Below are 24,519 nucleotides of genomic sequence, written 5' to 3'. Positions count from 1 at the left end.
ATGAAGCACGTAATATTTTCTTTATTATTGATTTGCATTGTTACCTGCAATCAAGTTTTAGAAGCACAAGTACCCATCACCCCTTCTAAGGATGAACTGTATTGTCCTTTTAATGATTCGGATATAAACAAATTTAAGACACCCGGCAAAGTATTCTATCCGGAAACCTGGTTCCATTACATCGGAGGAAACGTTTCTATTAAAGGTATTACTACCGATTTGGAGGCGATTGCCAATGCAGGATTCGCCGGAATTCATTTATTTCACGGGCAATTTGGCGGCCCTTGGCCCGGAGTCGACCCCCAAATAGCCTGTCTCAGCCCGATGTGGGATGATATGGTCAAACATACGGCGCAAGAATGCCGGCGGTTAGGATTACGATTCACAATGCAAAATTGCCCGGGATGGGCCATGTCCGGCGGGCCTTGGATAGAACCGTCCAATGCTATGCGGCATCTGGTCTGGAGCCGGACAGATATAACGGGAGGCAGCGAAATAAGTAAAAGCCTTCCTACCCCCCAACCCAGTAATGAAGATTGGAGAGATTATAACGACTTAATGGTCATAGCCTTCCCTACTCCCATGGACGATGATGAGCAACCGTTGAAACCGGTTTCATTCAAAAGCAATAAGGAGGGAGAGAACTGGGAAAATTACCTATTGGGGAAGTCTGACAAATCTATGCATTTGTCTCCCGCTACAGATAAAAATCCGAATTGGCTGGAAGTGGAATTCCCACAGGAAGTTACAATTCGTACACTGGAATTTCCCTCCATCAACGAAGCAAGTCATCCTTGGTGTTTTGAACCGGGAATCAGGGTCAAGGTGGAAGCTTATTTGGCAAACGGAACTATTCAGGAAATATTAAATACGGATTTGCCTCAAAGTGACTGGCAAGAAAATTATCCGATTTCGTTAGCTTGTTCGGAGACTAAAGGAGCTAAAAAATACAAGATTTCCATTATTAACCAACATGATATTTCACTTAGATCACTTCGTTTATTTACCGCCTCGCGGAAAAACAACTGGGAAGCAGAAGCCGGATGGCTTTTGAGAAGTATCGAAAGAAGCGGAGATTCCAGACAACGTGCTCCCGAAACATTCTTGAAATCGGCACAAATGATGGATATTACAGCCTCGATGGATAAGCAAGGGAATTTAAAATGGAAAGCGCCCAAAGGTAAATGGACGGTTTTACGTATCGGACATGTCAACACCGGTCAACGCAACTCCCCCGCTCCTCCCGAAGGGACAGGATGGGAATGCAACAAACTTTCCACAGAAGGCTCCAATGCTCATTTTGCCGGATATATCGGCCGTCTTTCCGGCAAAAACGGTCCGCTGGCAAATGGATTGCTGAAAGGAATGCTGATGGATAGTTGGGAATGCCGTACACAGACGTGGACTGCCGGTCTGGATAAAGAATTCGAACAAATGACAGGCTATCCGTTACAGAAATGGCTTCCCGCTATTTTCGGTTATGTAGTAGATGACGAGGAAAGTACTTTCCGCTTTTTATGCGACTGGCGCATGGTTATCAATAAGCTTTTTGCCTACAATTTTTATGGGAATATGGCGAAATTGGCGAAAGAGAATGGTTTGTCCATTACGTATGAAACAGCAGCCGGAGATGTTTTCCCCGCCGATATTCTGGAATATTTCAAGTTTGCCGATGTCCCGATGTGTGAGTTTTGGCAACCTTTGATGGAAAATTTCGTAGGTTCACTTAATTTCAAGCCTATTAAACCAACAACTTCGGCTGCTCGTATATACGGCAAACCCCGTATAGCGGCAGAAGCATTCACCTCCTTCAATCATACTTGGGACGAACATTGGCAAATGTTGAAAGAGGTCGCTAATATTAATTGTATAGAGGGGGTTACACATTTGGTATTCCACACCTATACACATAATCCGCAGGTAGGATTCCTGCAGCCCGGAACCTCTTTTTCCGGCGCCGGAATAGGCACACCGTTTCTACGCGGACAGACTTGGTGGAAATATATGCCTGAATTTACTACTTACCTGGCTCGTTGCAGTTATCTGCAAGAAAGAGGTATTCCTGTATCGGATGTGCTTTGGTATTTGGGAGATGAAATAAATCATAAACCGGACCAAAAGGCTCCGTTCCCGGAAGGTTTTAAATATGATTATTGTAATCCGGACGTATTGCTGAACCGGCTTACTGTAGATAATGGCGATTTGGTGACACCGGAAGGTCTCCGTTACCGGGTTCTTTGGTTGCCGGAAGTACCGCGTATGCGTCCGGAAACAATAGAGAAATTGCAAGCACTTATCCAAGAAGGAGCTACCGTAATTGGAGAAGCTCCATTCGGACTGGCCACTCTTTCAGGGGGAAAAAGTGCACAAAAACGCTTTGATAAGGCTGTGAAAAGTATATGGGGAAATACTTCTAAAACAGGTATTCGCCAAGTAGGAAAAGGCCGAATTGTCTCCGGTATCAGTTTGGCGGAAGCTTTAAAACAATTGAATATCGAACCGGATGTGAAAGGTTCAAAAGCTTTATGGTTACATAGAAAAACAAACAATGCCGACTGGTATTTTGTTACAGTTCCCCAAAACGAAAGTTTCCGGGGAGAACTGGATTTCCGTAACAACGGCTCAGTCGAAATATGGGATCCGATGACAGGCGAAGTATCTCCTGCCATATCTGAAAAAAGAGGCGACCGTACCTCTGTTAAGATAGACTTGCCACAAGCGGGGTCTTACTTTGTCGTATTCCGTAAAGACAAACCGGAAAACGGGGTAAAAAGCGCAATGGAGAAGAAAGTCACAGGTACAATTTCTCTCGACCAACCTTGGGAGCTTAAATTCCCGGCCGGATGGGGAGCACCTGCCAGTATCCAAATATCGGAATTGAAGCCGTGGAAAGAGTTGGATGTTTCCGCAGAAGCAAAGGCATTTTCGGGTACGGTAGAATATTCCTCCACATTCAATGTGGATAAGCTTCCGGATGCTCAATTCATCCTCAATTTAGGAAAAGTGGATATGATTGCAGAAGTAATCCTAAACGGTAAACCGGTCCAAACAGTCTGGACTTCACCTTATCAGGTAGACATAACAAAGGCCGTTCAATCCGGGGAAAACTCACTGACCGTAAAAGTAACAAGTACTTGGTTCAACCGGCTTGTCTACGATGCGGCTCAGCCTGAAGCCGAACGGAAAACATGGGTTTTAAGATGGCCGGATAAAAATGAGCCGTTAAGAGAAAGCGGACTTCTCGGACCTGTGGCCATTACTGTTAAGAAATAAAATGAATGAATGTTTGTAATCTTATAGACCAATAAATATTTTTAATTTTAAATTTACAACAATGAAGTGTAAAGTCATTTTGTCTCTACTAATTATGAGCTTTTTATTCAGCTTCCCACAAAAAGGGACAGCCGACAACCCTCTTTATTCAAATAACAGGTATCCTTTAATTCAAAAGCCCTATATGGAGCTGCCATTAGGCAACATCAAACCCCAAGGATGGCTTCTTGAAATGCTTGAACGGCAGAAAAAAGGAGCTTCCAGCCAAATGGACATCTTATATCCGGAAGTAATGGGTCCCCGAAACGGCTGGTTAGGTGGTGACGGCGACCAATGGGAAAGAGGACCGTATTGGATAGATGGTTTATTGCCACTAGCTTATATCCTCGACGACAAAGAATTAAAACAGAAAGTGCAACCCTGGATAGAATGGACATTAAAAAGTCAGCGTGCAGACGGGTTCTTTGGCCCTGCTAAAGATTATGGTCCCGAACCTGGCATTCAGCGGGATAACTCTGCCGATTGGTGGCCCCGGATGGTAATGTTGAAAATCATGCAACAATATTATTCGGCTACAGGCGACAAACGAGTGATTGATTTCATGACCCGCTATTTTCAATACCAATTGGAAACACTTCCTTCCACCCCGCTCGGTCGCTGGACTTTCTGGGCTGAATATCGTGCATGCGATAATCTTCAGGCAGTTTACTGGTTGTACAATATAACCGGTGATAATTTCCTGCTTGATTTAGGTAATTTATTGCACGAACAAAGTTATGATTTTGTTGACATGTTCCTCAATCGCAACGATTTAACTCGCTTTAATACCATCCATTGTGTAAATTTGGCACAAGGGATAAAAGAACCTATTATTTACTATCAACAAAATCCGGAAAGAAAATATATCGATGCCGTAAAGAAAGGCTTCGCAGACATCCGGCAATATAACGGACAACCTCAAGGTATGTATGGTGGAGATGAAGGGCTGCATGGAAATAACCCGACTCAGGGTTCCGAATTATGTTCCGCCGTCGAATTGATGTATTCGTTGGAAAAAATGATGGAGATAACAGGGGATTTAGCTTTTACAGACCATTTGGAACGTATTGCATTCAATGCTCTCCCGACCCAGATTACCGATGATTTTATGGATAAACAATACTTTCAGCAGGCTAATCAGGTTATGATAACTCGTCATGCTCATAATTTCTATGAAAATAATAGCCATGCGGAAACAGATATTATATATGGAACAAGGACAGGATACCCTTGCTGCTTTTCCAATATGCACCAAGGCTGGCCTAAGTTTGTACAAAGTCTTTGGTATGCTACACCGGATAATGGTATTGCTGCTTTAGTTTATTCCCCGTCAGAAGTAACAGCTTTGGTTGGAAATGGAAATAAGATTAAAATTACAGAAGATACATATTATCCGATGGATGACAAAATCCAGTTGGCTATTCAATTACTTGACAAAAAAGTGAAAGAAGTAACATTCCCGCTCCATTTACGCATACCGGGATGGTGCAAGGAAGCTACTGTAACCATCAATGGCATAGCAGAAACAACAGCAAAAGGGAATAGTGTTGCCGTTATTCGCCGTACATGGAAAAGCGGAGACCAAATTGTATTACATTTGCCGATGGAAGTTAGTACAAGCAGGTGGTATGAAAACTCCATAGCCATAGAGCGAGGTCCGTTGGTATATGGACTAAAGATGGAAGAGAATTGGGTAAAGAAAGAGTTCAAAGGCAATGAAATCACCCAATTTGGAAAAGACTATTATGAAGTGACTTCCCCTACAAAATGGAATTATGGAATATTAGCTTCCACTCTCGGAAAAATGCAGGAAAACTTCCAGGTAACTATCGATAAGGATAAACAAGCAGGTACTTATTTCTGGAATGTAGAAAATGCTCCAATCCAAATCAAGGCTAAAGCGAAAGAAATTCCTTCCTGGCAGTCATACAATGAAATGGCCGGTCCATTACCATTCTCTGTCAACAATAGCAATCAATCGGTAGAGGAGATAACACTCATTCCCTATGGTTGTACAACACTGAGAATTTCAGAATTTCCTTTGGTCTGGTAAATCTTTTCACTAGGACAAAAACTAATCTTACAAAAGTTGAAAAACTGACAAATAAAAAAAAGCGGGTATGTCCTCACGACATACCCGCTTTAAAACCATAAAAAACCTATTTTGCGTAGCTTACAGCACGCGTTTCACGAATAACTGTAATCTTCACCTGACCTGGATAGGTCATTTCATCTTGTATTTTCTTTGCAATTTCATTCGACAAGTTTTCTGTATCTTTATCATCAATCTTATCAGCTCCCACAATTACACGCAGCTCACGACCGGCCTGAATAGCATAAGTCTTCACTACCCCCGGATAAGAAAGAGCCAATTGTTCAAGATCATTCAGACGTTTGATATAAGCCTCTACAATTTCACGACGGGCACCCGGACGAGCACCGGAAATAGCATCACACACCTGCACAATCGGAGCCAGCAAAGTCTGCATCTCCACTTCATCATGGTGAGCTCCCACTGCATTACAAATATCCGGTTTCTCCTTATATTTCTCACAAAGCTTCATACCCAAAATAGCGTGCGGCAATTCCGGTTCATCATCAGGCACTTTGCCTATATCGTGCAGTAAACCGGCACGTTTCGCTTTTTTCGGATTCAATCCCAGCTCAGAAGCCATAACGGCACACAGATTTGCCGTTTCACGAGCATGCTGCAACAGGTTCTGACCATAAGATGAACGATATTTCATCTTACCAATCATACGAATAAGTTCCGGATGCAGACCATGTACACCCAAATCTATCACAGTGCGCTTACCCGTCTCTACGACTTCGTCTTCCACTTGTTTTCTTACTTTCGTCACTACTTCCTCAATACGGGCCGGATGAATACGTCCGTCCTGTACCAACTGATGCAGAGCCAAACGAGCTATCTCGCGACGGACAGGGTCAAAACCGGAAAGTACGATGGCTTCAGGCGTATCGTCTACAACAATTTCAATGCCGGTAGCTGCTTCCAATGCGCGAATATTACGACCTTCACGTCCGATAATACGTCCTTTAATTTCGTCTGACTCGATATGGAAAACTGTAATTGAATTCTCAATAGCTGTTTCGGTAGCAACACGCTGGATAGATTGGATAACGATTTTCTTTGCTTCTTTGTTAGCCGTCATCTTCGCCTCTTCCATGATTTCATTTATATAAGAAGTTGCCTCCGATTTCGCTTCGTCTTTCAACGATTCGATTAAACGCTCTTTTGCTTCTTCAGCCGACAAACCGGATAAAGTTTCCAAATGTTCGACTTCTCTCTGATGAAGTTTTTCCAAATCCTGTTTCTTTTTATCGACAAGTTCAAGCTGGGTAGCCAAGTTTTCCTTAACTGCATCCACTTCACAATTCTTCCGTTGCAGGTCTTCCTGGCGCTGATTCAGTGTGAGTTCACGTTGTTTCAGTTTAGCCTCCACAGACTGGATTTTCGAATTACGGGCTGAAACTTGTTTTTCCAAGTCCGCTTTCAAATGAAGAAATTTCTCTTTAACTTCCAGCAATTTCTTCTGCTTCATAACTTCAGATTCTTTTTCAGCCTCACGCAGAACAGAGTCATACCTCGACTTCAAAAGGAATCGCAGGACAAACCATGTAAGCAAACCACCAATGATGAAGGAAGTCGCTATTGATATGATTATATACATTCCCATTTTACTTATAGTTTAAATTCATTATATTATATATACAAAAAAAGCACCACCCTTACATGGAAAAACCACGCAAAGCAGTGCGGAAAACATTCTTACAATCCTATTAACTACTTATCCTTCAAATAGCTTTCCAGCTGTACTGTCAGCTCTTGTATCTTTTCAGTAAAGGGACTTGTGTCATTCTTTTCTTCCAGTTGCAAATTATGCATGGACAACTGAAAAGCAACCATGGCTAACAAATCTTTTACATCCACTTCGGATTGTGCAAAATTCAACCGATACTGGTTTATTTTCGTCCGGATTTGTTTGGCGGCATCCCGCGCAAGCTGTTCATCTTTCCGGTCTATCCATAACCCATAACTCTTATCGGCTATTTCTACATGTATAAGAAACTTATCGTCCATCGCCTCTATTCGTTTAATAGTGCAATGCACTTGTCTACTTCCCGCACTAACTTCGATAATCGCATCCGGGCGCTCTTCATTTCCCCTTCATTTACAGAAATAACACGCGCCGTCAGCATATTATCACATTTGGCATTCAACTCCTCAATTTTCCGTATTGCCTGCTGAAGTTCACTCTCCTTTTGTGCCAAAGCACTCTCCAGTCCGTTGATTTTCACCTTCTGCTTATCACAAAACGCTATTAAATCACGAACTCTGACATCCAATACTGCCAACAATCTTTTATGATCTTCGGTCATTTCACGCCAAATTCTATACAAAAGTATACTTTAGAATTGAATAAAACAACAGTCAATCCATTTTTTTGACAGAAAAGGTCAGGATACACAAAAGGCCGTTCAAATAAAATCCGAACAGCCCTCTTTAACAATCTCAGTTACGTATATTAAACTAACGCAACGAATAATTCACCTTCAACTTCTTCGAAAGCCAACTTACCTTCTTTAGCCAACCAACCAAATGCAGCATACATATCTTTGTCTGCTTTGATTTTTGTCGCCTTTTTTACTGCTTTCACATTCATTTTACCGCCTTCATTCAAAGTATTCCAAACAAGGCCGGCATTTGTTCCAATCAATTCGATCATGTTTCTTTTTGTTTTGTTAATTCGTTAACAGGGGCAAATTTAGAGATTAATAGATTAATACAAAAGGGAATAGATGTTTTTTAGCATAAAAATCGTTACTTTTTATCTTTCAAAAGAATAATTAACATTATTACAACAATAAATCAGTTCTATTTGTTGCTGAAATAAGTTCAGCCTCCAAATTTGTAGCTGAACCATACCTCTTTAAAAGTGCTACACCAAAAGCTCCGGCAACTTCTAATCCCCCTTTCCCGGAGTAACCATTTATAATCATTAACAGGCGAGAAGTATTCAAGTCCAGTTTGGTTCGCTCTTCGTCACTAGTAGGTGTTCCAATTCCCCCAACGGCATCCCGATACACCGGAAGCCCTGCTATATTCAATTCCCCCCGGCCAATTCCATGGTACAACTCACCTTCCCGGCCAACTCCCAAGACTAATTCATTACCTTCAATTTTATCCGCATCAAATCCCCCTATCGAATATCCGCTGCGAATAGATAACAGATTTATCAAATCCACTAAAGTATCGACCTTATATAAAGGTAATTCCCGAAGGATACGCCTTCGAAGTGCCTCGGCGGAAGGGCGGTAGCGATTCGGATCCTTCCCACAACGTTTATAAGCCTGACGGGTTGCCTGAATAGGTGGCCATTTATTTATCTCTTCCAACTTCATAGAAGAACGGACAGCTTCTTCTTCAGACGCAATCTCTCTCCATAATTGTTCATCCGATTCCGAATTCTTCACCTCACAGGCTATTGCCAACACATGCAAATCCGGACAGAGATTTGTTATTTCTTCAGAAAGTGAAACATGAATCATAAATTCTCAATTTTCAAGTATTACAATGCCGGACAAAATACGTCCGCTATTTATTCCAAGACGACGAGCTGAAAAGAAATCATCACACTGGCTATAAGTACAAATACCAGCCATTTCTACATTTCCAGATAAAACTCCGGCAACCAACAATTGATTTCTATTCGCCTCCCAAAGGTCAATATGAGCTTTCCCGGTCGTTTCATCACGTTCCATAATAAGCGACAAATCCATTCCGGCATTCCGAAAAGCCTCCACGACTTCTTCTCCGACTTCAAACGCGTCTTTACAGATAGATGGCCCTATACCGGCCTGTATTAGAGCGGGATTCGCCTTATAACGGCCTACTATAAAACGAACCGTTTTCTCTACGATATATTGTACGGTTCCCCGCCACCCGGCATGTACAACTGCTACAACCTTTTTGTCGGGAGCATACAGTAACACCGGAACACAGTCGGCCGTGGCAACCGCTATACACACACCCGGAATATCCGTCACCAAAGCATCCGCACCATAGATGTACTTTTCCTGTTCCGCCGTCGTAAGCGACAGAAAGGAAGAAGTCAACGCACGCACTTCCGCCCCATGCACCTGAAAGGGCGTAAAAATCTTTTCCGAAGAAATACCGATTGCATCCGATAAGATTTCCCGGTTCGTTCGAATACAAATCGAATCATCTCCGCTATATGCTCCGGGATTGAAAGAGGCATAATTCCCGGTACTGACTCCTCCATAGCGGGTCGTTATAAAATGAGAGATGTTGCAATCCCCTCCTAACCCGGGAAATTGCAACATCTTTACTGTATCATTTGGAAATATCTTCATCATCATCCCAATCATATTCCTCATAATCCTCCTCATCATCCGGATCGTCTTCCTCCACGGGGATAACAAAATCTTCGTCATCATCCAGCTGAAGGGCATTGATGTCTATATTTTTATGGACAATACGCTCTACCTCATGGAAATTTTCCTTATTCAATTCTTTCCACAACAAATCCTTTAGCTCCATAATCCCCATTCCGGTTATCGAGGAGATGAAGACTGACGGAATACCTTCCGGCAGCTCTTCCGACAAAGCCTGAATCAGCTCTTCGTCCAGCATATCGCTTTTGGTAATAGCCAACACGCGATGTTTATCCTGCAATTCCGGATTATATTTAACCAATTCGCCAAGTAGGATTTCATATTCCTTCTTTATATCATCCGCATCAGCCGGTACCATAAACAGAAGCAGCGAATTTCGTTCTATATGACGGAGAAAACGCAACCCCAGTCCTTTTCCTTCACTGGCCCCTTCAATAATTCCGGGAATATCGGCCATCACAAACGAACGATTGTCGCGATAACTTACAATGCCCAAATTGGGTTCAAGCGTCGTAAACGGATAATTGGCAATTTTAGGTTTGGCAGCCGAAACAACCGACAATAAAGTTGATTTACCGGCATTCGGGAAACCTACCAGACCGACATCAGCCAACAATTTCAATTGCAGAATGACCATTCTTTCCTGAGCCGGTTCACCCGGTTGTGCATAACGCGGAGCCTGATTGGTAGCTGTTTTAAAATTCCAGTTACCCAAACCGCCACGGCCTCCTTTCAGCAGCATCACCTGCTGTCCGTCTTCCGTTACATCACAAATAAATTCACCGGTATCGGCATCATATACAACCGTTCCGCAGGGCACTTCTATAATCCGGTCTTCACCATCTTTCCCGAAACTGCGCTTAGCTCCTCCGCTTTCGCCGTTCGTAGCCATGATATGCCGTTCGTATTTCAGATGCAGAAGAGTCCAATAATTCCGGTTACCCCGAAGATACACATGGCCTCCTCGTCCTCCATCGCCTCCGTCGGGACCTCCTTTCGGAATATATTTCTCGCGGCGAAAGTGAGAAGACCCTCTCCCGCCCTTCCCCGAGCGGCAATAGATCTTTACATAATCTACAAAGTTTGATTCAGCCATTTTCTTGAATTATAAGTTGAAAAATGAACATGAATAATACAGTCATGTATCATTCATGATTCGAATATGCTTATTTATTTTATGCTATTTACAGCATCTTTAATACGGCCGAAGATTTCTTCGATTGTTCCCATGCCTTCGATACCCACATGTTTACCTTCACCGATATAATAGTCTGCCAAAGGAGCAGTCTGCGTATGATAAACATCCAATCTCGATTTGATTGTCTCCAGATTATCGTCCGAACGACCCGAAACTTTTCCACGTTCCAACAAACGCTTAATCAATTCTTCCTCTTCAACCTGCAGGTTCAGCATAACAGATACATCCGTACCCCGTTTGTTCAACATTTCTTTCAGCGCTTTGGCCTGCGGAATTGTACGAGGAAAACCGTCAAAGATAACACCTTTCGAATCTTTCTTGCCATCCAATACTTTTGCAAGCATGTCAACAATCAACTCGTCCGGAACCAACTGGCCTTTTTCAATGTAATCCTTAGCAATCTTACCAAGTTCTGTCTCAGCTTTCATTTCTGCACGCAAAACATCACCTGTCGAAATATGGTCCAAACCATATTCCTTAATAATCAATTCGCTCTGTGTACCCTTTCCTGATCCGGGAGCACCAAAAATAACAACGTTCAACATAAAAAAGTTTGCTTTTTTAATGGATAATCGGGAATTAAAAAACATCTGTTTTCAACTAACGACCATCTGTATTATACATTATTTATTAAAACTCTCTTTATGACTATCAGCCTCCGATTATTTTATAAATATTCCGATAGGCACGTCCTTTTTCATCATAATCCAATCCGTAACCGACAATAAAGTCGCTCGGTATCCGGATACCTACATAATCCGGTTTCAAATCACATTTCAAAGAATCCGGTTTGAACAACATGGTTGCCAGTCTGACATCGGCAGCACCATCCTTACGGAGTTTATCCATAACGTATTGCATGGTAAACCCGGTATCGATAATGTCTTCTATCAAAATCAGCGTTCTTCCTTTTACATCGGCCTGCACAGGCATAATCTCGCGTACAACCCCTGTCGTACTGGTCCCTTTATAAGAAGAATAACGGGCAAAAGTAATTTCATACGGTTCATCCAATTGCCGCATCAATTCTGCGGTAAACATAAAAGCACCGTTCAGGATACCCACGAACAACGGGTTTGTACCTTTTACATCTTCCCTGATTTGTTCAGCCATTTTCGCAATAGCCTTTTTTATTTCCTCTTCCGGGATAAAAAGTTCAAATTCTTTATCATTTAATCGGATTTTATCCATAAAGCCGTCTGATTTTCGAGGGAACAAAGGTACAACTTTTTCAGCGAAGCACAAATAAATATGTTTTATCAGGAACATTTCATCTATTTACAAACGCGCAAGAAAAAGCACATAAAAGAAAGTGTAGCAAGATAGCAAAGTTTGTTATACATTTGTATGCACAAAAAAGGGAAACAGTTATGATTAAGATATTCGCAACAGACAAAGTCAAGGAACTCGACCAATACACCATTTTGAATGAACCCATCAGTTCCATCGATTTAGTAGAACGTGCCGCGACGGTATTCATGCACGAATTTTGCCGACGCTATTCCAAGCAAACCCGTATCATCATCTTTGCCGGACAAGGGAATAACGGAGCCGACGCTCTGGCTATTGCCCGCCTGCTGAAAGACGAAGGTTACCGGATAGAAACTTATCTGTTTAATCCGACCGAGCATCTCTCATACGATTGCGAGCTAAACAAGCAACGCCTGCTTGACATGGAGAATGTGGAATTTACGGAAGTGATAGCCGACTTCGTTCCGCCCGTACTCGGTGAACGCGATATCGTAATAGACGGCTTGTTCGGTTCCGGCCTGAACCGTCCGCTCACCGGCGGTTTTGCCGCCATGGTCAATTATATCAATCAATCGGAAGCAGATGTAGTGGCTATCGATATTCCTTCCGGCTTGTTTGGTGAAGACAATCGAAGCAATGACAACGATGCCATTATCCGTGCCGACCTCACACTGACATTCGGCTTTCCGAAACTGGCATTTTTGTTGCCGGAAAATGCGCCCTACGTGGGAGAATGGAAAGTATTGGACATCGGACTGCATCCATACATCGTAGAAAACACGCCTACTCCATTCACTTTAGTGACAGAAGAAGACATTGCCGCCGTATTCCACCCCCGCGACCGTTTCGCCCATAAAGGAACATTCGGGCACGCATTGTTAATTGCCGGAAGCCACGGAAAGATGGGAGCGGCTTTACTGGCTGCCAAATCCTGCTTACGAAGTGGATCCGGATTACTTACCGTACATATCCCCCAATGCGGCGAACAAATCATGCAGACCGCTTTCCCTGAGGCAATGCTTAGTTTTGACCCTCATCAGGAATACTTCACAACAGTTCCCGACACGACTATCTATTCCGCCATCGGCGTAGGTCCGGGGCTGGGACAACATTTAGAGTCGGGAGCCGCCCTGGAGCGTTTACTTCAACCAACCGGCAGACCTGTCGTATTAGACGCTGATGCCCTCAACCTGATTGCCTCCAACAACGATTTACTGGCTCGCATTCCGTCGCGCAGTATCCTGACTCCGCATCCGAAGGAATTTGACCGTATCGCCGGAGAAAGCAACAACTCGTACGAACGATTGATAAAAGCACAGGCTTTTGCTATCGAACACAAAGTATGTATTGTCCTGAAAGGTGCTTATACCGCAACCTGTACCACTTCCGGAAACGTCTATTTCAATGATAGCGGTAATCCCGGCATGGCAACGGCAGGAAGCGGAGATGTGCTGACCGGCATTATTCTCGGTTTGCTGGCACAAGGACTGGAACCGGAAACTGCAGCTGTATCCGGTGTTTTCCTACACGGAACAGCCGGCGACTTGGCAGCTGTTTACAGTTCGGAAGAAAGTATGATTGCAAGCGACATTACCGATATGTTAGGGAAAGCATTCAAACAGGTTAAATAACAGGGACTTTCATCAAAAAGTCACCGAACAATTTGCCTTACGATAATTATCGAAAGGCCTTGCAACAATTATCAAAAGGTCTTGCGACAGTTATCGAAAGGCCTTACCACAATTGTCGAAAGGCAATTAGTAGCCGAGCGAATCACAATTACTACCCTAATAAAATCACATTCGTTCCTATGAAAATACTCAATTATATCTGATGGGAAACTATTCCTTTTATCCTTTCCGGCTTTCCGTCAGGATACTGCCGTCCATCATACGGATTAGGCGACCGGCCATCCGGGCATTCTCTTCGGAGTGAGTAACCATTACGACAGTTGTTCCTTCCCGGTTCAGTTCCAACAACAAATTCATAACTTCATTACCGTTGACAGAATCCAAATTACCGGTCGGCTCATCCGCCAGTACGATATGAGGATTCGTGACGATAGCACGGGCAATGGCAACACGTTGTTGTTGTCCGCCGGAAAGTTGTTGCGGATAATGTTCCGAACGGTGCGCAATCTGCATACGGTCGAGAGCGGCATTTACCCGTTCTACACGCTCTTTGGCCGGAATACCTGCATAAAGCAGCGGAAGTTCAACATTCTCGAATACCGTCAATTCGTCTATCAGATTAAAACTCTGGAACACAAAGCCGATATTCCCGCTACGCAGGTCTGTCCGGTTATTCTCCGTAAATTTAGAAACTTCCTGCTCCATAAACCAAAGTTCTCCTTCCGTCGGATTATCCAACAATCCTAACAAATTCAGCAAGGTGGACTTTCCACAACCGGAAGGTCCCATAATGGCAAGAAATTCACCTTCATTTATTTCCAGGTTGATACCGTTTAATGCTGTCGTCTCCACACTTTCCGTACGGAATACTTTCGTCAAATTAATCGTTTTTATCATAATTATCTATTTCTATTTAGTCATTTCTTTTATTCATACCGTAACGATTTAACCGGATTGCGGGAAGCGGCACGCCAAGTCTGGGCGATAACCGTCAGTACCGTTATCAGCAGGACAAGCAGACCGGCCACCGGGAAAATCCACCAACCTATCGATACCTGATAGGCAAAATTACTCAACCAGCTATCAATAAAAAGATAGCCCAATGGACAAGCTATCACGAACGCAATCCCGACCCAACGCATATATTCCAGGCAAAACATCCGGACAATCCGGTCCGAATGTGCCCCGTTCACTTTGCGGACACCTATTTCCTTTGTCCGCCGGGCTGTGGAGAGAGCAACCAGACCAAATACCCCCATCATCGCTATGACAATAGCCAGAATTGTAAAAATCAGGAACATCTGTCCCAATTGCTGCTCACGGGCATATTTCAAGTTCAACACATCGGTAAACATTTGATAATTGAAAAGCATACCCGGACGCATCTTTTCATACTCCGATTTCAGGAACTTTAATGTCTCGGCCTGATTTTCCGGATCTATTTTTATATAAAGATACTCGAACATCTGAACAGTATAATAGAGATAAGCCGGCCTTATCTTCTCGCGCAACGGTTGGAAGTTGAAGTCTTTTACCACCCCGACTATCCTCGAATTCCGTATGCCGAACATTCCACCTTGCAATAACATACCAACCGGATTCTCCACTTTCAGCATTTTCCAGGCGGTCTCATTGATAACGATAGGAGACTCCTCACTGTAAGAACCATCCCAGTATCCATCCGGATTTGCCCCGAAAGTTTCTCCCTTGAGCAGCTTCAGTCCAAGCGTATTCATAAAATCGTAATCGCCTACCATGCCCACCATCTTCAACGAATCGGTTCCACCCGTTTCGTTTTGCCAGCTGAACATACATTCCTCAGCCCAACTTCCCTGAAGGTAATCGGAGACATCCACACCGACCGTCAGGCTTTTCACATGCGGGTTCTTGAACACCTCCTGCCTGAACTCGTCCACTCCTCTGCGCCAGTCGCGTACATTGACGACTACCAGGTTTTCCTTGTCCAACCCCAACTGGGCATTCTGCAGATAATGAAGTTGCCGGAATACGATTGTAGTGGCGATAATCATGAGGATGGCAATCACAAACTGTACACAAACCAGTGCTTTGATGAACATACCTTTCTTGCCTGTTATCTGCCCTCCCTTAAAAGCCAGCAACGGATTGACGGACGACATGTAAAAAGCAGGAAAGCTACCAGCCAGACAGCCTACACCGACTATTCCAACCAAAACAAACAGCAAGGTTTGCCAATTGAACTGCAATCCGATATCCTTGCCGACAAAAGAATTGAAAAGCGGCAACAACAATTCCGCCAAAGCAAGTGCCAACAGAAGCGACAAGAAGGCTTGCACCAGACTTTCGGAAAGGAACTGCACAACCAGTACTTTTCGTTTAGCCCCGGTTACTTTCCGGACACCAATCTCTTTGAAGCGTTGGGAAGCACGGGCAGTCGACAAAGTCGTGAAATTAAAGGCTCCCATAAAGATAATCAGAGCAGCCAATGCCGTAAACAGATAAATTTGCGACATATTCCCATGATTATTAACATCCTCCGGTTCTTTAAACGACGTATGCAGATGGATATCCGTCAAAGGCTGCAAGGCCAGCCGGAGTCCTTTCTCCTCATGTCTCTGCCAAGTTTTACTGATAGCCACCCTATCCGCCTCTGATAAAGTAGCCCCCTTTTTCAGTTGAACATATACATGCATCCGTTCGGAAAAAGACCAAAATCCATCCTGAAATAGTTCCTTGTTTCTGGAAATATACAGTTCCCAATTTAACAACACATCAAACTGAATATGACTTTTGCGTGGAACTTTTACAACAGCTGCCACTTTATAATATTGGGGTTCACGGAAAAAATGGCAAGACACCTCTTTACCGATTGCCGAAGTTTCGCCAAATAACTTCCGTGCTGTCGCTTCCGACAAAACCACTTGTTGCGGGTCTTGTTTCAACAGGTTCGGATTGCCTTCCACCACCGGAAAACTAAAGACATCGAAGAAAGTCGTATCCACATAACTATACTTCGCCTCTATAAAGACATTCCCCCTATGCAGGTCTAGCCGGGAACCATATTTAATAAAAGTGGCATTTTCTATCTTTGGAAAATCCTTCCGAAACACAGCGCTAAGCGGAGTTACAGTAGAAGGTACTTCTTTTGCCATCCGACCTGTGGAACTTTCCGCCCTTATCACCCGATAAATAGTATCTTTATTCTTATGAAAATCTTCAAATGTCAATTCATCCACAATCCACAGATAAATCAGAAAGGCCGCAGTCATCCCCAGTACAAAGCCCAGCATATTGATAGACGAGAACAAAAAACTTCGTTTTATTAAGCGGAACGCTACTTTAATGTAATGTTTTAGCATACTGACATTTTATTTGCAATTTTTATTTTTATTCATATCGTAGCGACTTAACCGGATTGCGGGAAGCGGCACGCCAAGTCTGGACAACCACCGTCAGGATTGTAATCAAGGCTACTAAAAAACCGGCTATCGGTAACATCCACCAGCCAATCGAGGTCTGATAGGCAAAATTGTTTAACCAGCTGTCCATAAACAAATAGCCAAGCGGACAAGCTATCACAAATGCAATCCCGACCCATCGCATATATTCCAGGCAAAACATCCGGACAATCCGGTCCGAATGTGCCCCGTTCACTTTGCGGACACCTATTTCCTTTGTCCGCCGGGCTGTGGAGAGGGCTACCAACCCGAATACTCCCATCATGGCAATCAAAATCGCCAGTATCGTAAAAATCAGAAACATCCGGCTCTGCTGTCGTTCGCGCTCATATTTATGGTTCAACACATCGGTAAAGAACTGATATGAAAAAACATTGTTAGGACGCATCTCTTCATATTTCGTTTTCAGAAACTTCAATGTCTCCGTCTTATTTTCCGGTGAAATCCGAATATAAAGAGTGCTCAATAATTGATTGGCATAGAAAAGATAGGCCGGTTTTATTTGCTCGCGCAACGGCTGGTAATTGAAATCTTTCACCACTCCGACAATCCGGGACGTCTCACCGAACCAGCCTTTATTCTGCAAGATCATGCCAATCGGATTATCCATATTCAACATCTTCCGGGCTGTTTCGTTGATAACAATCGGGCTTTCTTTGCTATATGCCTCCATGGCATCCGGATCCGCACCAAACATTTCTCCCAGCAAAAGCTTCAGTCCCAACGTATTCATAAAATCCTTGTCACCACCAATTCCAACCATTCGCAGAGAATCGACCTGTCCGGCTTTATTTACCCAAGAAAATGCACTCTCTTCCCCTTCATATCCCTGAATAAAATCCGAAAGCTCCACACCCGCCGTCACTTTTTGTACATAAGGATTTTTGATTATTTCCTGTTTGTATTCATCCAGCCCGCTATATACAAAATACCGGCACTCGGCCACCACTACGTTCTCTTTATCAAATCCCAAATCGGCATTCTGCAAATAATGAAGTTGCCGGAATACAACAGATGTACAGAAAATCATCGTAATCGCTATTACAAACTGCACACAAACCATTGCTTTGATACCGGTTCCTTTCTTACCGGTAACTTTTCCTCCCTTGAAGGCCAGCAAGGGATTGAACGACGACATGTAAAATGCCGGGAAAGCCCCTGCCAGGCAACCTACTCCCACAATTCCGAACAAGATAAACAATAAGGTCTGCCAGTCAAATCGCAGCACAATATCTTTTCCGGTAAAAGTATTAAAAGAAGGTAGTAATAACTCTGTAATAGCAAGTGCCAACAACAAGGAAAGAAAGGCCTGCACAAGGCTCTCCGACAAAAACTGCACTACCAGCACTTTACGTTTGGCCCCTGTCACTTTTCTGACACCCACTTCCCTGAAACGCAAGGAAGAACGGGCAGTAGACAACGTCGTAAAATTAAACGCTCCCATAAAGATAATCAGGACAGCTAGCGCCAGAAACAAATAAATTTGGGAAATATTTCCATAATTATCAATTCCCGGATCTTTGAAATCCGTGTACAAATGAATATCATCCAAAGGCTGAAAAGCCAACGTTTTTCCTTTATCCAGATGGTCAGTCCATACACGGCTCATAGCCTCCCTTTCTTTTTCCGATAGCGCCATCCCTTTCTTAAGCTGAACATACACATGTATGCCCTCTAGATAATCCCAGCCCATCGGCTCGAAGTAAGCTTGTTCACTCAACAATGTTTCAAACTGTATATGACTTTTACGCGGAACTTTCAGGACTGCCGCAACCTTATACCGGAGTGGCATCCCGAAAAACCTGCATTCTACATCTTTTCCGATAGCCGACGTTTTTCCAAATAGTTTTTCTGCAATAATTTCGGATAATACAATCTGTTGCGGATCGTTTTTCATCAGCTTCGGATTACCGGCCACAACCGGAAAATCAAAAACATCAAAGAAAGTAGTATCTACATAGGCATATTTTACCTCAACCAAATTATTTCCGGAATGTAAATCGAGCTTGGTGAAATATTTAATAAAAGTCGAATTTTCCACCTGCGGAAACTCTTCCCTGAACGCTTTACTCAGTGGAGCAACGGTAGAAGCGGACTTCTCAACCGTTCCATCAGTTTTGTTTTCCACGGCAAGTACCCGATAAATCGAATCCCGATTCTTATTGAAATCCTCAAACGTCCATTCATCCATTACCCAAAGATAAATCAGGAAGGCCGCGGTCATGCCCAGCACAAATCCGAACATATTAATGGAAGAGAACAAGAAACTCCGTTTTATCAACCGGAGGGCAACTTTCACATAGTGCTTAAACATAGTTACATCTTTATTTCTTTATACAAATCATTTCAGTTCTATCATAAACAACATTCATACCATTTTCTTAAACACGTAAATATCAAGGTTATAAAACACATCAAAGCGACCAACAAGTGTACGATATCGTACACCTATATTGCAAATTCGCACAGGTCGGGCATTTAGTATGCTAAACTTTTCCGGCGAAACGAATTAATCTTCAAAATCTTTTCGTCCTATCAGTATTTTATCTATGTTTGAACTCAAAATCTCATTTTATTATGGCAATCCGGCAAGGAAAAATACTGGTAGTAGATGATAACGAGGATATTCTATTCACGTTGAAAATGCTGTTGCGCCCAATGGCCGAAAGCATTACGACTTGTAATAATCCGGTGGAAATCAACCGTCTCGTTTCACGGAACAGGTATAATGTAGTATTACTGGATATGAATTTCACAGCTGATGCCGTAAGCGGAAAAGAAGGTTTCTATTGGATGGAACGCATCCGGGAGATATCGCCGGAGACTGTAGTTATCCTGATAACCGCTTATTCGGATACGGAAAAAGCAGTTCGCGCCATCAAAGCCGGAGCCACCGATTTTATTCCGAAGCCCTGGCAGAATGAAAAAATGCTGGCAACTGTTTCTTCAGCCTTGGAACTCAGTTTCAGCCGGACGGAAATCAAAGAATTGAAAGAGCAGAAGTCTGCCCTCACCACGTCGGTCACACAGGAAGAGATAATTGGAGAGTCACCCGCCATGCAAGCGGTTTTCCAGACAGTAGACAAACTTCAGGGAGCAGATGCGAATATTCTTCTTTTAGGTGAAAACGGAACCGGGAAAGATTTGATTGCGGGAATGCTTTACCAACAATCGAACCGCGCTAACGAACCGTATGTAACTATCGACCTTGGCAGTATCCCGAACGAACTGTTTGAAAGCGAACTGTTCGGATATGAAAAAGGAGCCTTTACCGATGCGCAGAAAGAGAAACCCGGACGTTTTGAAATTGCTTCCGGAGGAACCTTATTCTTAAATGAGATTGGGAACTTGTCACCAACCTTACAGGCTAAACTACTGACAGTTATCGAACAACAACGTCTCTGCCGCCTAGGTTCCACCCGGGAAAGAAGGATTGATGTTCGATTGATATCAGCCACTAATACGGATTTATATCAGGCTGTCCGGACCGGGGACTTTCGTCAGGATTTGCTTTATCGCATCAATACGATTGAAATCCACATTCCACCCTTGCGAGAGAGAGGAAACGACATCGTTCTGCTAGCCGACTATTTTCTGAAAGTCTATTCACTAAAATACCAAAAAGAGGTAACCGGCTTTTCACGCGAGGCATCACAATTATTAAAACAATACTGCTGGCCGGGAAATGTCCGCGAACTGCAACATGCCATCGAACGCGCAGTTATCCTTTCCAGTCAGAACAAACTGCAATATGACGACTTTATGCTGCATATAACAGATACTTCGCGCGAAAAGCAAAAGAAAAACTACAATCTGGAGGAATTAGAGAAATCAACCATCCAAGCCGTTCTGCGCCAGTGCACCGGAAACATGACACAGGCTGCTGAACTTTTAGGCATTACGCGTACATCATTATATAGACGACTCGAAAAATACGGGCTATGAAAAAAGATGCAAAGATAATAGCCATTCATATTTTTTTGCTGTTAGCGTCCAGTCTGCTTTTTGCCTTTTTGGTTGCTTATCAGTTCTATATTTCGGCTTTCGTGATGGTTTTACTCTTAGCCCTCCAGATAATCTACCTGTTCCGGTCGATGAATAAAAATACTAAGCGGCTGAAACAATTCATCTGGGCTATCCAATACTCGGACTTTCAGGTGGGCCGTCCCGGCAATCCAATTGAAAAAGAAAAATATCCTTCCGATTTATCCGATACTATGGAAAAAGCCCTGCAACAATACAAAAAGCATTTACAACAGAAAGAAAGTCAACTGCAATATTTTCAAGCACTTGCCGACCATATCGACCTTTCAGTCTTTGTTTTGACTAAAAACGGAGAGATAGAATGGATGAACTTGGCTGCCCGTTTCCAAACCGGATTACAAGCGCCTAAGATGATTGATGATTTAGTCGATTTTCATCCTGAATTGCCTGCCCGGCTAAGGTCTTTGCACCCCGGCGATATTTCCATCCTGCAAGTTGTGCGGGGAGATGAATGTTTCCAACTGGCATTGTCGGCTATGTCATTTGCCGTATTAGGTAAAACGCTTACAGTAGTCAGCATGAAAAACATTCGCACCGTATTGGAAAATAAAGAGACGGAGGCCTGGCAGAAACTAATCCGCGTACTTACCCATGAAATCATGAATTCGATGACCCCAATCGTTTCACTTTCCGAATTATTGAAAGATAATTACCGGACAGGAAAAAACATGGAAAATAAGGAAGAAGAGGAAAAAGAAGAGACACAACAAGCGCTCGAAACAATTCATCGGAGAAGTAATGGATTATTACGTTTTGTGGAAAACTACCGGAAAGTAATAGGCATACCCAGTCCTGTGCTGCAAGTGATTCCTGTATCGGATTTACTCGATAGTGTGCTGCAATTAATGAAAACGGAAGCTGAAGGATTGAGAGTTTTGCCGATATCCGTTCATCTGCAAGTGATTGCCGACAAAGGGCAAATAGAACAAGTTTTGATTAACTTAATCAAAAACGCAAAGGAAGCGACATCAGAGACTCTTTATCCCTCCATCGAACTGAGTGCCGGCATTAATTCGGAAGGCCGTACCTTCATACAGGTGAGCGACAATGGCTCAGGCATTCCATCAGATGTATTGGAACGTATCTTTGTCCCATTTTTTACGACAAAACCGGCCGGCTCAGGAATCGGATTAAGCCTTTCCCGACAAATTATGCACATGCACAAAGGAAGTTTAACCGCAACTTCAGAAATGGGTAAAGGGAGCCGTTTTATATTAACCTTTCATTGAGCGACAAGAGAGAATGAATAAAATTATTGTTTAGCGTTTGATTTTCCATTTCTCCGCTATTCCAGCCTAAATTTATATATATATTAAAACAGACTGGCATATCGCGAATAAAGTAAAAACACTCACTTTTTAAGTGAAAGTTTATCTATTCTTCTCAAAAATAAGTATATTCGTACAATTATAAGGAGATAGAAATGAAAAGACATTTACAACAAATTATATTACAAGTAAGTATCGTATTTATATTAATCATACTTTCTTGTTGTGCTCATCTTCATACAACCCCGGAACTAACTTTGGCCGAACAGTTGATGGAACAAAAACCTGATAGTTCACTCATAATACTGGAAGGAATTGAAAATCCAGACAAATTATCAGAAAGAGAACATGCTCTTTATTGTTTGTTACTGACTCTTGCTCAGGATAAAAACTATGTGACTCACCAATCGGATTCATTGATACAAATTGCAACAAAGTATTTTGAAAAACATAAAGAGCATGAATACGCCATGCTTGCCTATTACAGCATGGGACGCGTGAACACCGATTTGCAGGATGCGTTGCAGGCTCAAGAATGCTATCTGAAGGCTTTGGAATTAGGTGAAAATTCAAAGAATAATCATTTGCTTGTTAAAATCTATAGTAATTTAGGAACCTTATATGCTTATCAGGATATTAACGACATGGCTTTGCCAATGTATAAACAGGCACTACGTTGTGCAGAACAAGAGCAAATGCCGGATTCCTTAAATATTTCATTTATATATCGAAATATTGCACGCACATTCTCACAAACCCAACAATTAGATAGTGCCATTTTATATTATAAAAAAGCAATAAAATACTCCGTACCAATAAACATATCCTCTATTTTAGTAGATCTTGGAAACTTATATTATGATAAGAACAACTTCATTGAAGCAGAAAAGTATATAAACAACGCGGAAAAATTAACAAACATAAAAAACACATTACTTCCTATTTACCTTTCCAAAGGACGCATTCTGATAGAAAAGGGAGAATTAGACTCAGCCAAATACTATTTAGCATTAAGTTCTCAAAGTGAAAATATTTATACAAAGTCCGCGAGTTTCCGCCGACTAGCACAAATCTCCCTAAAAGAAGAAAAATACATTGATTATGCAAAATTCTCAGAACAACATGAAGCACTACGAGACTCTATAATTAATTGTTCTCATTTTGAAAATATCCGAATAACTCAAAGCATGTTTGACTATCAACGTATAGCTAAAGAGAGAAACATGTATGAGAAAAAAGCTTCTGAAAGAAAGATTCTTATTTATCAAATAACAATTTTTTCTGTAATAATATTTATCATCTGTATCATCTTTTTTAAAAGAGAACAAAAGAGAAAGAAACGGCAATTAGAAGTAAAAGGACAACAATACAAAAGAAGTCAACAATACATTGAGGACAATAAACGACAAATAGCTCAACTAGAGAAAAATCTTTCCTCAGAACAAGTTCAAAAAGATGAAGTCACCAAACAACTATTCGAGGCAAGGAAAGCCATGCTCGAAATAGAAAACATACAAATCATCCAAAAACAGGGAGTTATTCAAGTATTGGAAAAAGATTTCCAGAACTCAAATCTCTATTTAAGAATACATCGAGAAGAAAACATTCAATTAACATCTGGAGAATGGGTTGAACTTCAAAATTTGATAGATTCCACCTATTCCGGTTTCACCAGCCGACTTATCAAAGAATACAATAAAATCACTATTGATGAAATACGCATCTGCTATCTCGTAAAAATGAAAGTTCCCTGCAAAAAAATATCTTCTATCATGCACATTTCAGTTTCAGGGGTTTCTCAATGTCGCCGCAGATTATATAAGAAATTCACAAATGAGCCTGAAAGCACTGAGAATTTCGACAAATTTATAGCTGATTTTTAGATACTTATAAATTGTCAACAAATTGTCAACAAAAAATGTCTCACAAAGGGTAAGAGG

Annotated in this window: 18 protein-coding genes; 6 read left to right on the top strand and 12 right to left on the bottom strand. The window is 42.3% G+C overall.

Features of this window, described 5'->3' with window-relative positions; translation table 11 throughout:
- A complete protein-coding gene (locus tag DW103_RS09430; RefSeq protein ID WP_122275456.1) occupies positions 1-3,273 on the top strand; it encodes a glycosyl hydrolase in 3,273 nt (1,090 codons plus the stop codon).
- 61 nt (positions 3,274-3,334) lie between these two features.
- On the top strand, positions 3,335-5,365 hold the full coding sequence (locus DW103_RS09425) for a beta-L-arabinofuranosidase domain-containing protein (protein ID WP_122275454.1): 2,031 nt from the start codon (positions 3,335-3,337) through the stop codon (positions 5,363-5,365).
- 106 nt (positions 5,366-5,471) lie between these two features.
- Here DW103_RS09425 and rny read toward each other — a convergent pair whose 3' ends face one another.
- The 9 genes from rny to hpt form a co-directional block, all read right to left on the bottom strand.
- Positions 5,472-7,004 (bottom strand): ribonuclease Y, encoded by a 1,533-nt coding sequence (rny, locus tag DW103_RS09420; protein ID WP_199653002.1) that lies wholly within the window; start codon positions 7,002-7,004, stop codon positions 5,472-5,474.
- A 113-nt stretch (positions 7,005-7,117) separates the two neighbouring features.
- Positions 7,118-7,414 carry a cell division protein ZapA gene (locus DW103_RS09415; protein ID WP_122275450.1) on the bottom strand — a complete coding sequence of 99 codons (297 nt, stop codon included), beginning with the start codon at positions 7,412-7,414 and terminating at the stop codon, positions 7,118-7,120.
- A gap of 5 nt (positions 7,415-7,419) precedes the next feature.
- Entirely contained in the window at positions 7,420-7,713 is a 294-nt protein-coding gene (locus tag DW103_RS09410) for a hypothetical protein (RefSeq protein WP_122275448.1), read from the bottom strand.
- 146 nt (positions 7,714-7,859) lie between these two features.
- Positions 7,860-8,060, bottom strand: coding sequence for a winged helix-turn-helix domain-containing protein (locus DW103_RS09405; RefSeq protein ID WP_122275446.1), 201 nt, complete (start codon positions 8,058-8,060; stop codon positions 7,860-7,862).
- 130 nt (positions 8,061-8,190) lie between these two features.
- The gene (locus DW103_RS09400) at positions 8,191-8,883 is read right to left on the bottom strand and encodes a B3/4 domain-containing protein (protein ID WP_122275444.1); all 693 of its coding nucleotides are present in this window, start codon (positions 8,881-8,883) and stop codon (positions 8,191-8,193) included.
- Positions 8,884-8,889: 6 nt separating this feature from the next.
- A complete protein-coding gene (gene pgeF / locus DW103_RS09395) occupies positions 8,890-9,732 on the bottom strand; it encodes a peptidoglycan editing factor PgeF (RefSeq protein WP_199653000.1) in 843 nt (280 codons plus the stop codon).
- Positions 9,689-10,846 carry a GTPase ObgE gene (gene obgE / locus DW103_RS09390; RefSeq protein WP_122275440.1) on the bottom strand — a complete coding sequence of 386 codons (1,158 nt, stop codon included), beginning with the start codon at positions 10,844-10,846 and terminating at the stop codon, positions 9,689-9,691. The genes pgeF and obgE overlap by 44 nt, the downstream gene beginning before the upstream one ends.
- 74 nt (positions 10,847-10,920) lie before the next feature.
- Positions 10,921-11,493 (bottom strand): adenylate kinase, encoded by a 573-nt coding sequence (locus DW103_RS09385; RefSeq protein ID WP_122275438.1) that lies wholly within the window; start codon positions 11,491-11,493, stop codon positions 10,921-10,923.
- A gap of 106 nt (positions 11,494-11,599) precedes the next feature.
- The gene (gene hpt / locus DW103_RS09380) at positions 11,600-12,139 is read right to left on the bottom strand and encodes a hypoxanthine phosphoribosyltransferase (protein ID WP_122275541.1); all 540 of its coding nucleotides are present in this window, start codon (positions 12,137-12,139) and stop codon (positions 11,600-11,602) included.
- A 179-nt stretch (positions 12,140-12,318) separates the two neighbouring features.
- On the opposite strand from hpt, the gene DW103_RS09375 reads away from it, so the two are divergent.
- On the top strand, positions 12,319-13,830 hold the full coding sequence (locus DW103_RS09375) for an NAD(P)H-hydrate dehydratase (RefSeq protein ID WP_122275436.1): 1,512 nt from the start codon (positions 12,319-12,321) through the stop codon (positions 13,828-13,830).
- A gap of 219 nt (positions 13,831-14,049) precedes the next feature.
- Here DW103_RS09375 and DW103_RS09370 read toward each other — a convergent pair whose 3' ends face one another.
- Genes DW103_RS09370 through DW103_RS09360 form a run of 3 tightly spaced genes read right to left on the bottom strand, consistent with a single transcriptional unit; the run spans position 14,050 to position 19,581 of the window.
- The gene (locus tag DW103_RS09370; RefSeq protein ID WP_122275434.1) at positions 14,050-14,727 is read right to left on the bottom strand and encodes an ABC transporter ATP-binding protein; all 678 of its coding nucleotides are present in this window, start codon (positions 14,725-14,727) and stop codon (positions 14,050-14,052) included.
- Positions 14,728-14,756: 29 nt separating this feature from the next.
- The gene (locus DW103_RS09365) at positions 14,757-17,168 is read right to left on the bottom strand and encodes an ABC transporter permease (RefSeq protein WP_122275432.1); all 2,412 of its coding nucleotides are present in this window, start codon (positions 17,166-17,168) and stop codon (positions 14,757-14,759) included.
- A 28-nt stretch (positions 17,169-17,196) separates the two neighbouring features.
- On the bottom strand, positions 17,197-19,581 hold the full coding sequence (locus tag DW103_RS09360; protein ID WP_122275430.1) for an ABC transporter permease: 2,385 nt from the start codon (positions 19,579-19,581) through the stop codon (positions 17,197-17,199).
- Positions 19,582-19,844: 263 nt separating this feature from the next.
- On the opposite strand from DW103_RS09360, the gene DW103_RS09355 reads away from it, so the two are divergent.
- The 3 genes from DW103_RS09355 to DW103_RS09345 all read left to right on the top strand — a co-directional run bounded on the left by DW103_RS09355 (position 19,845) and on the right by DW103_RS09345 (position 24,462).
- A complete protein-coding gene (locus tag DW103_RS09355; protein WP_122275428.1) occupies positions 19,845-21,212 on the top strand; it encodes a sigma-54 dependent transcriptional regulator in 1,368 nt (455 codons plus the stop codon).
- A complete protein-coding gene (locus DW103_RS09350) occupies positions 21,209-22,540 on the top strand; it encodes a PAS domain-containing sensor histidine kinase (protein WP_122275426.1) in 1,332 nt (443 codons plus the stop codon). The genes DW103_RS09355 and DW103_RS09350 overlap by 4 nt, the downstream gene beginning before the upstream one ends.
- A 194-nt stretch (positions 22,541-22,734) precedes the next feature.
- Positions 22,735-24,462 (top strand): tetratricopeptide repeat protein, encoded by a 1,728-nt coding sequence (locus DW103_RS09345; RefSeq protein WP_233545658.1) that lies wholly within the window; start codon positions 22,735-22,737, stop codon positions 24,460-24,462.
- Positions 24,463-24,519: the final 57 nt, after the last annotated feature.

Origin of the sequence: Parabacteroides sp. AM08-6 (assembly GCF_003473295.1) — a bacterium.
In the GTDB taxonomy this organism is placed as follows: domain Bacteria; phylum Bacteroidota; class Bacteroidia; order Bacteroidales; family Tannerellaceae; genus Parabacteroides.
The sequence above is the reverse complement of the archived record's forward strand: the minus strand, read 5'-3'. Positions and strand labels throughout refer to the sequence as shown.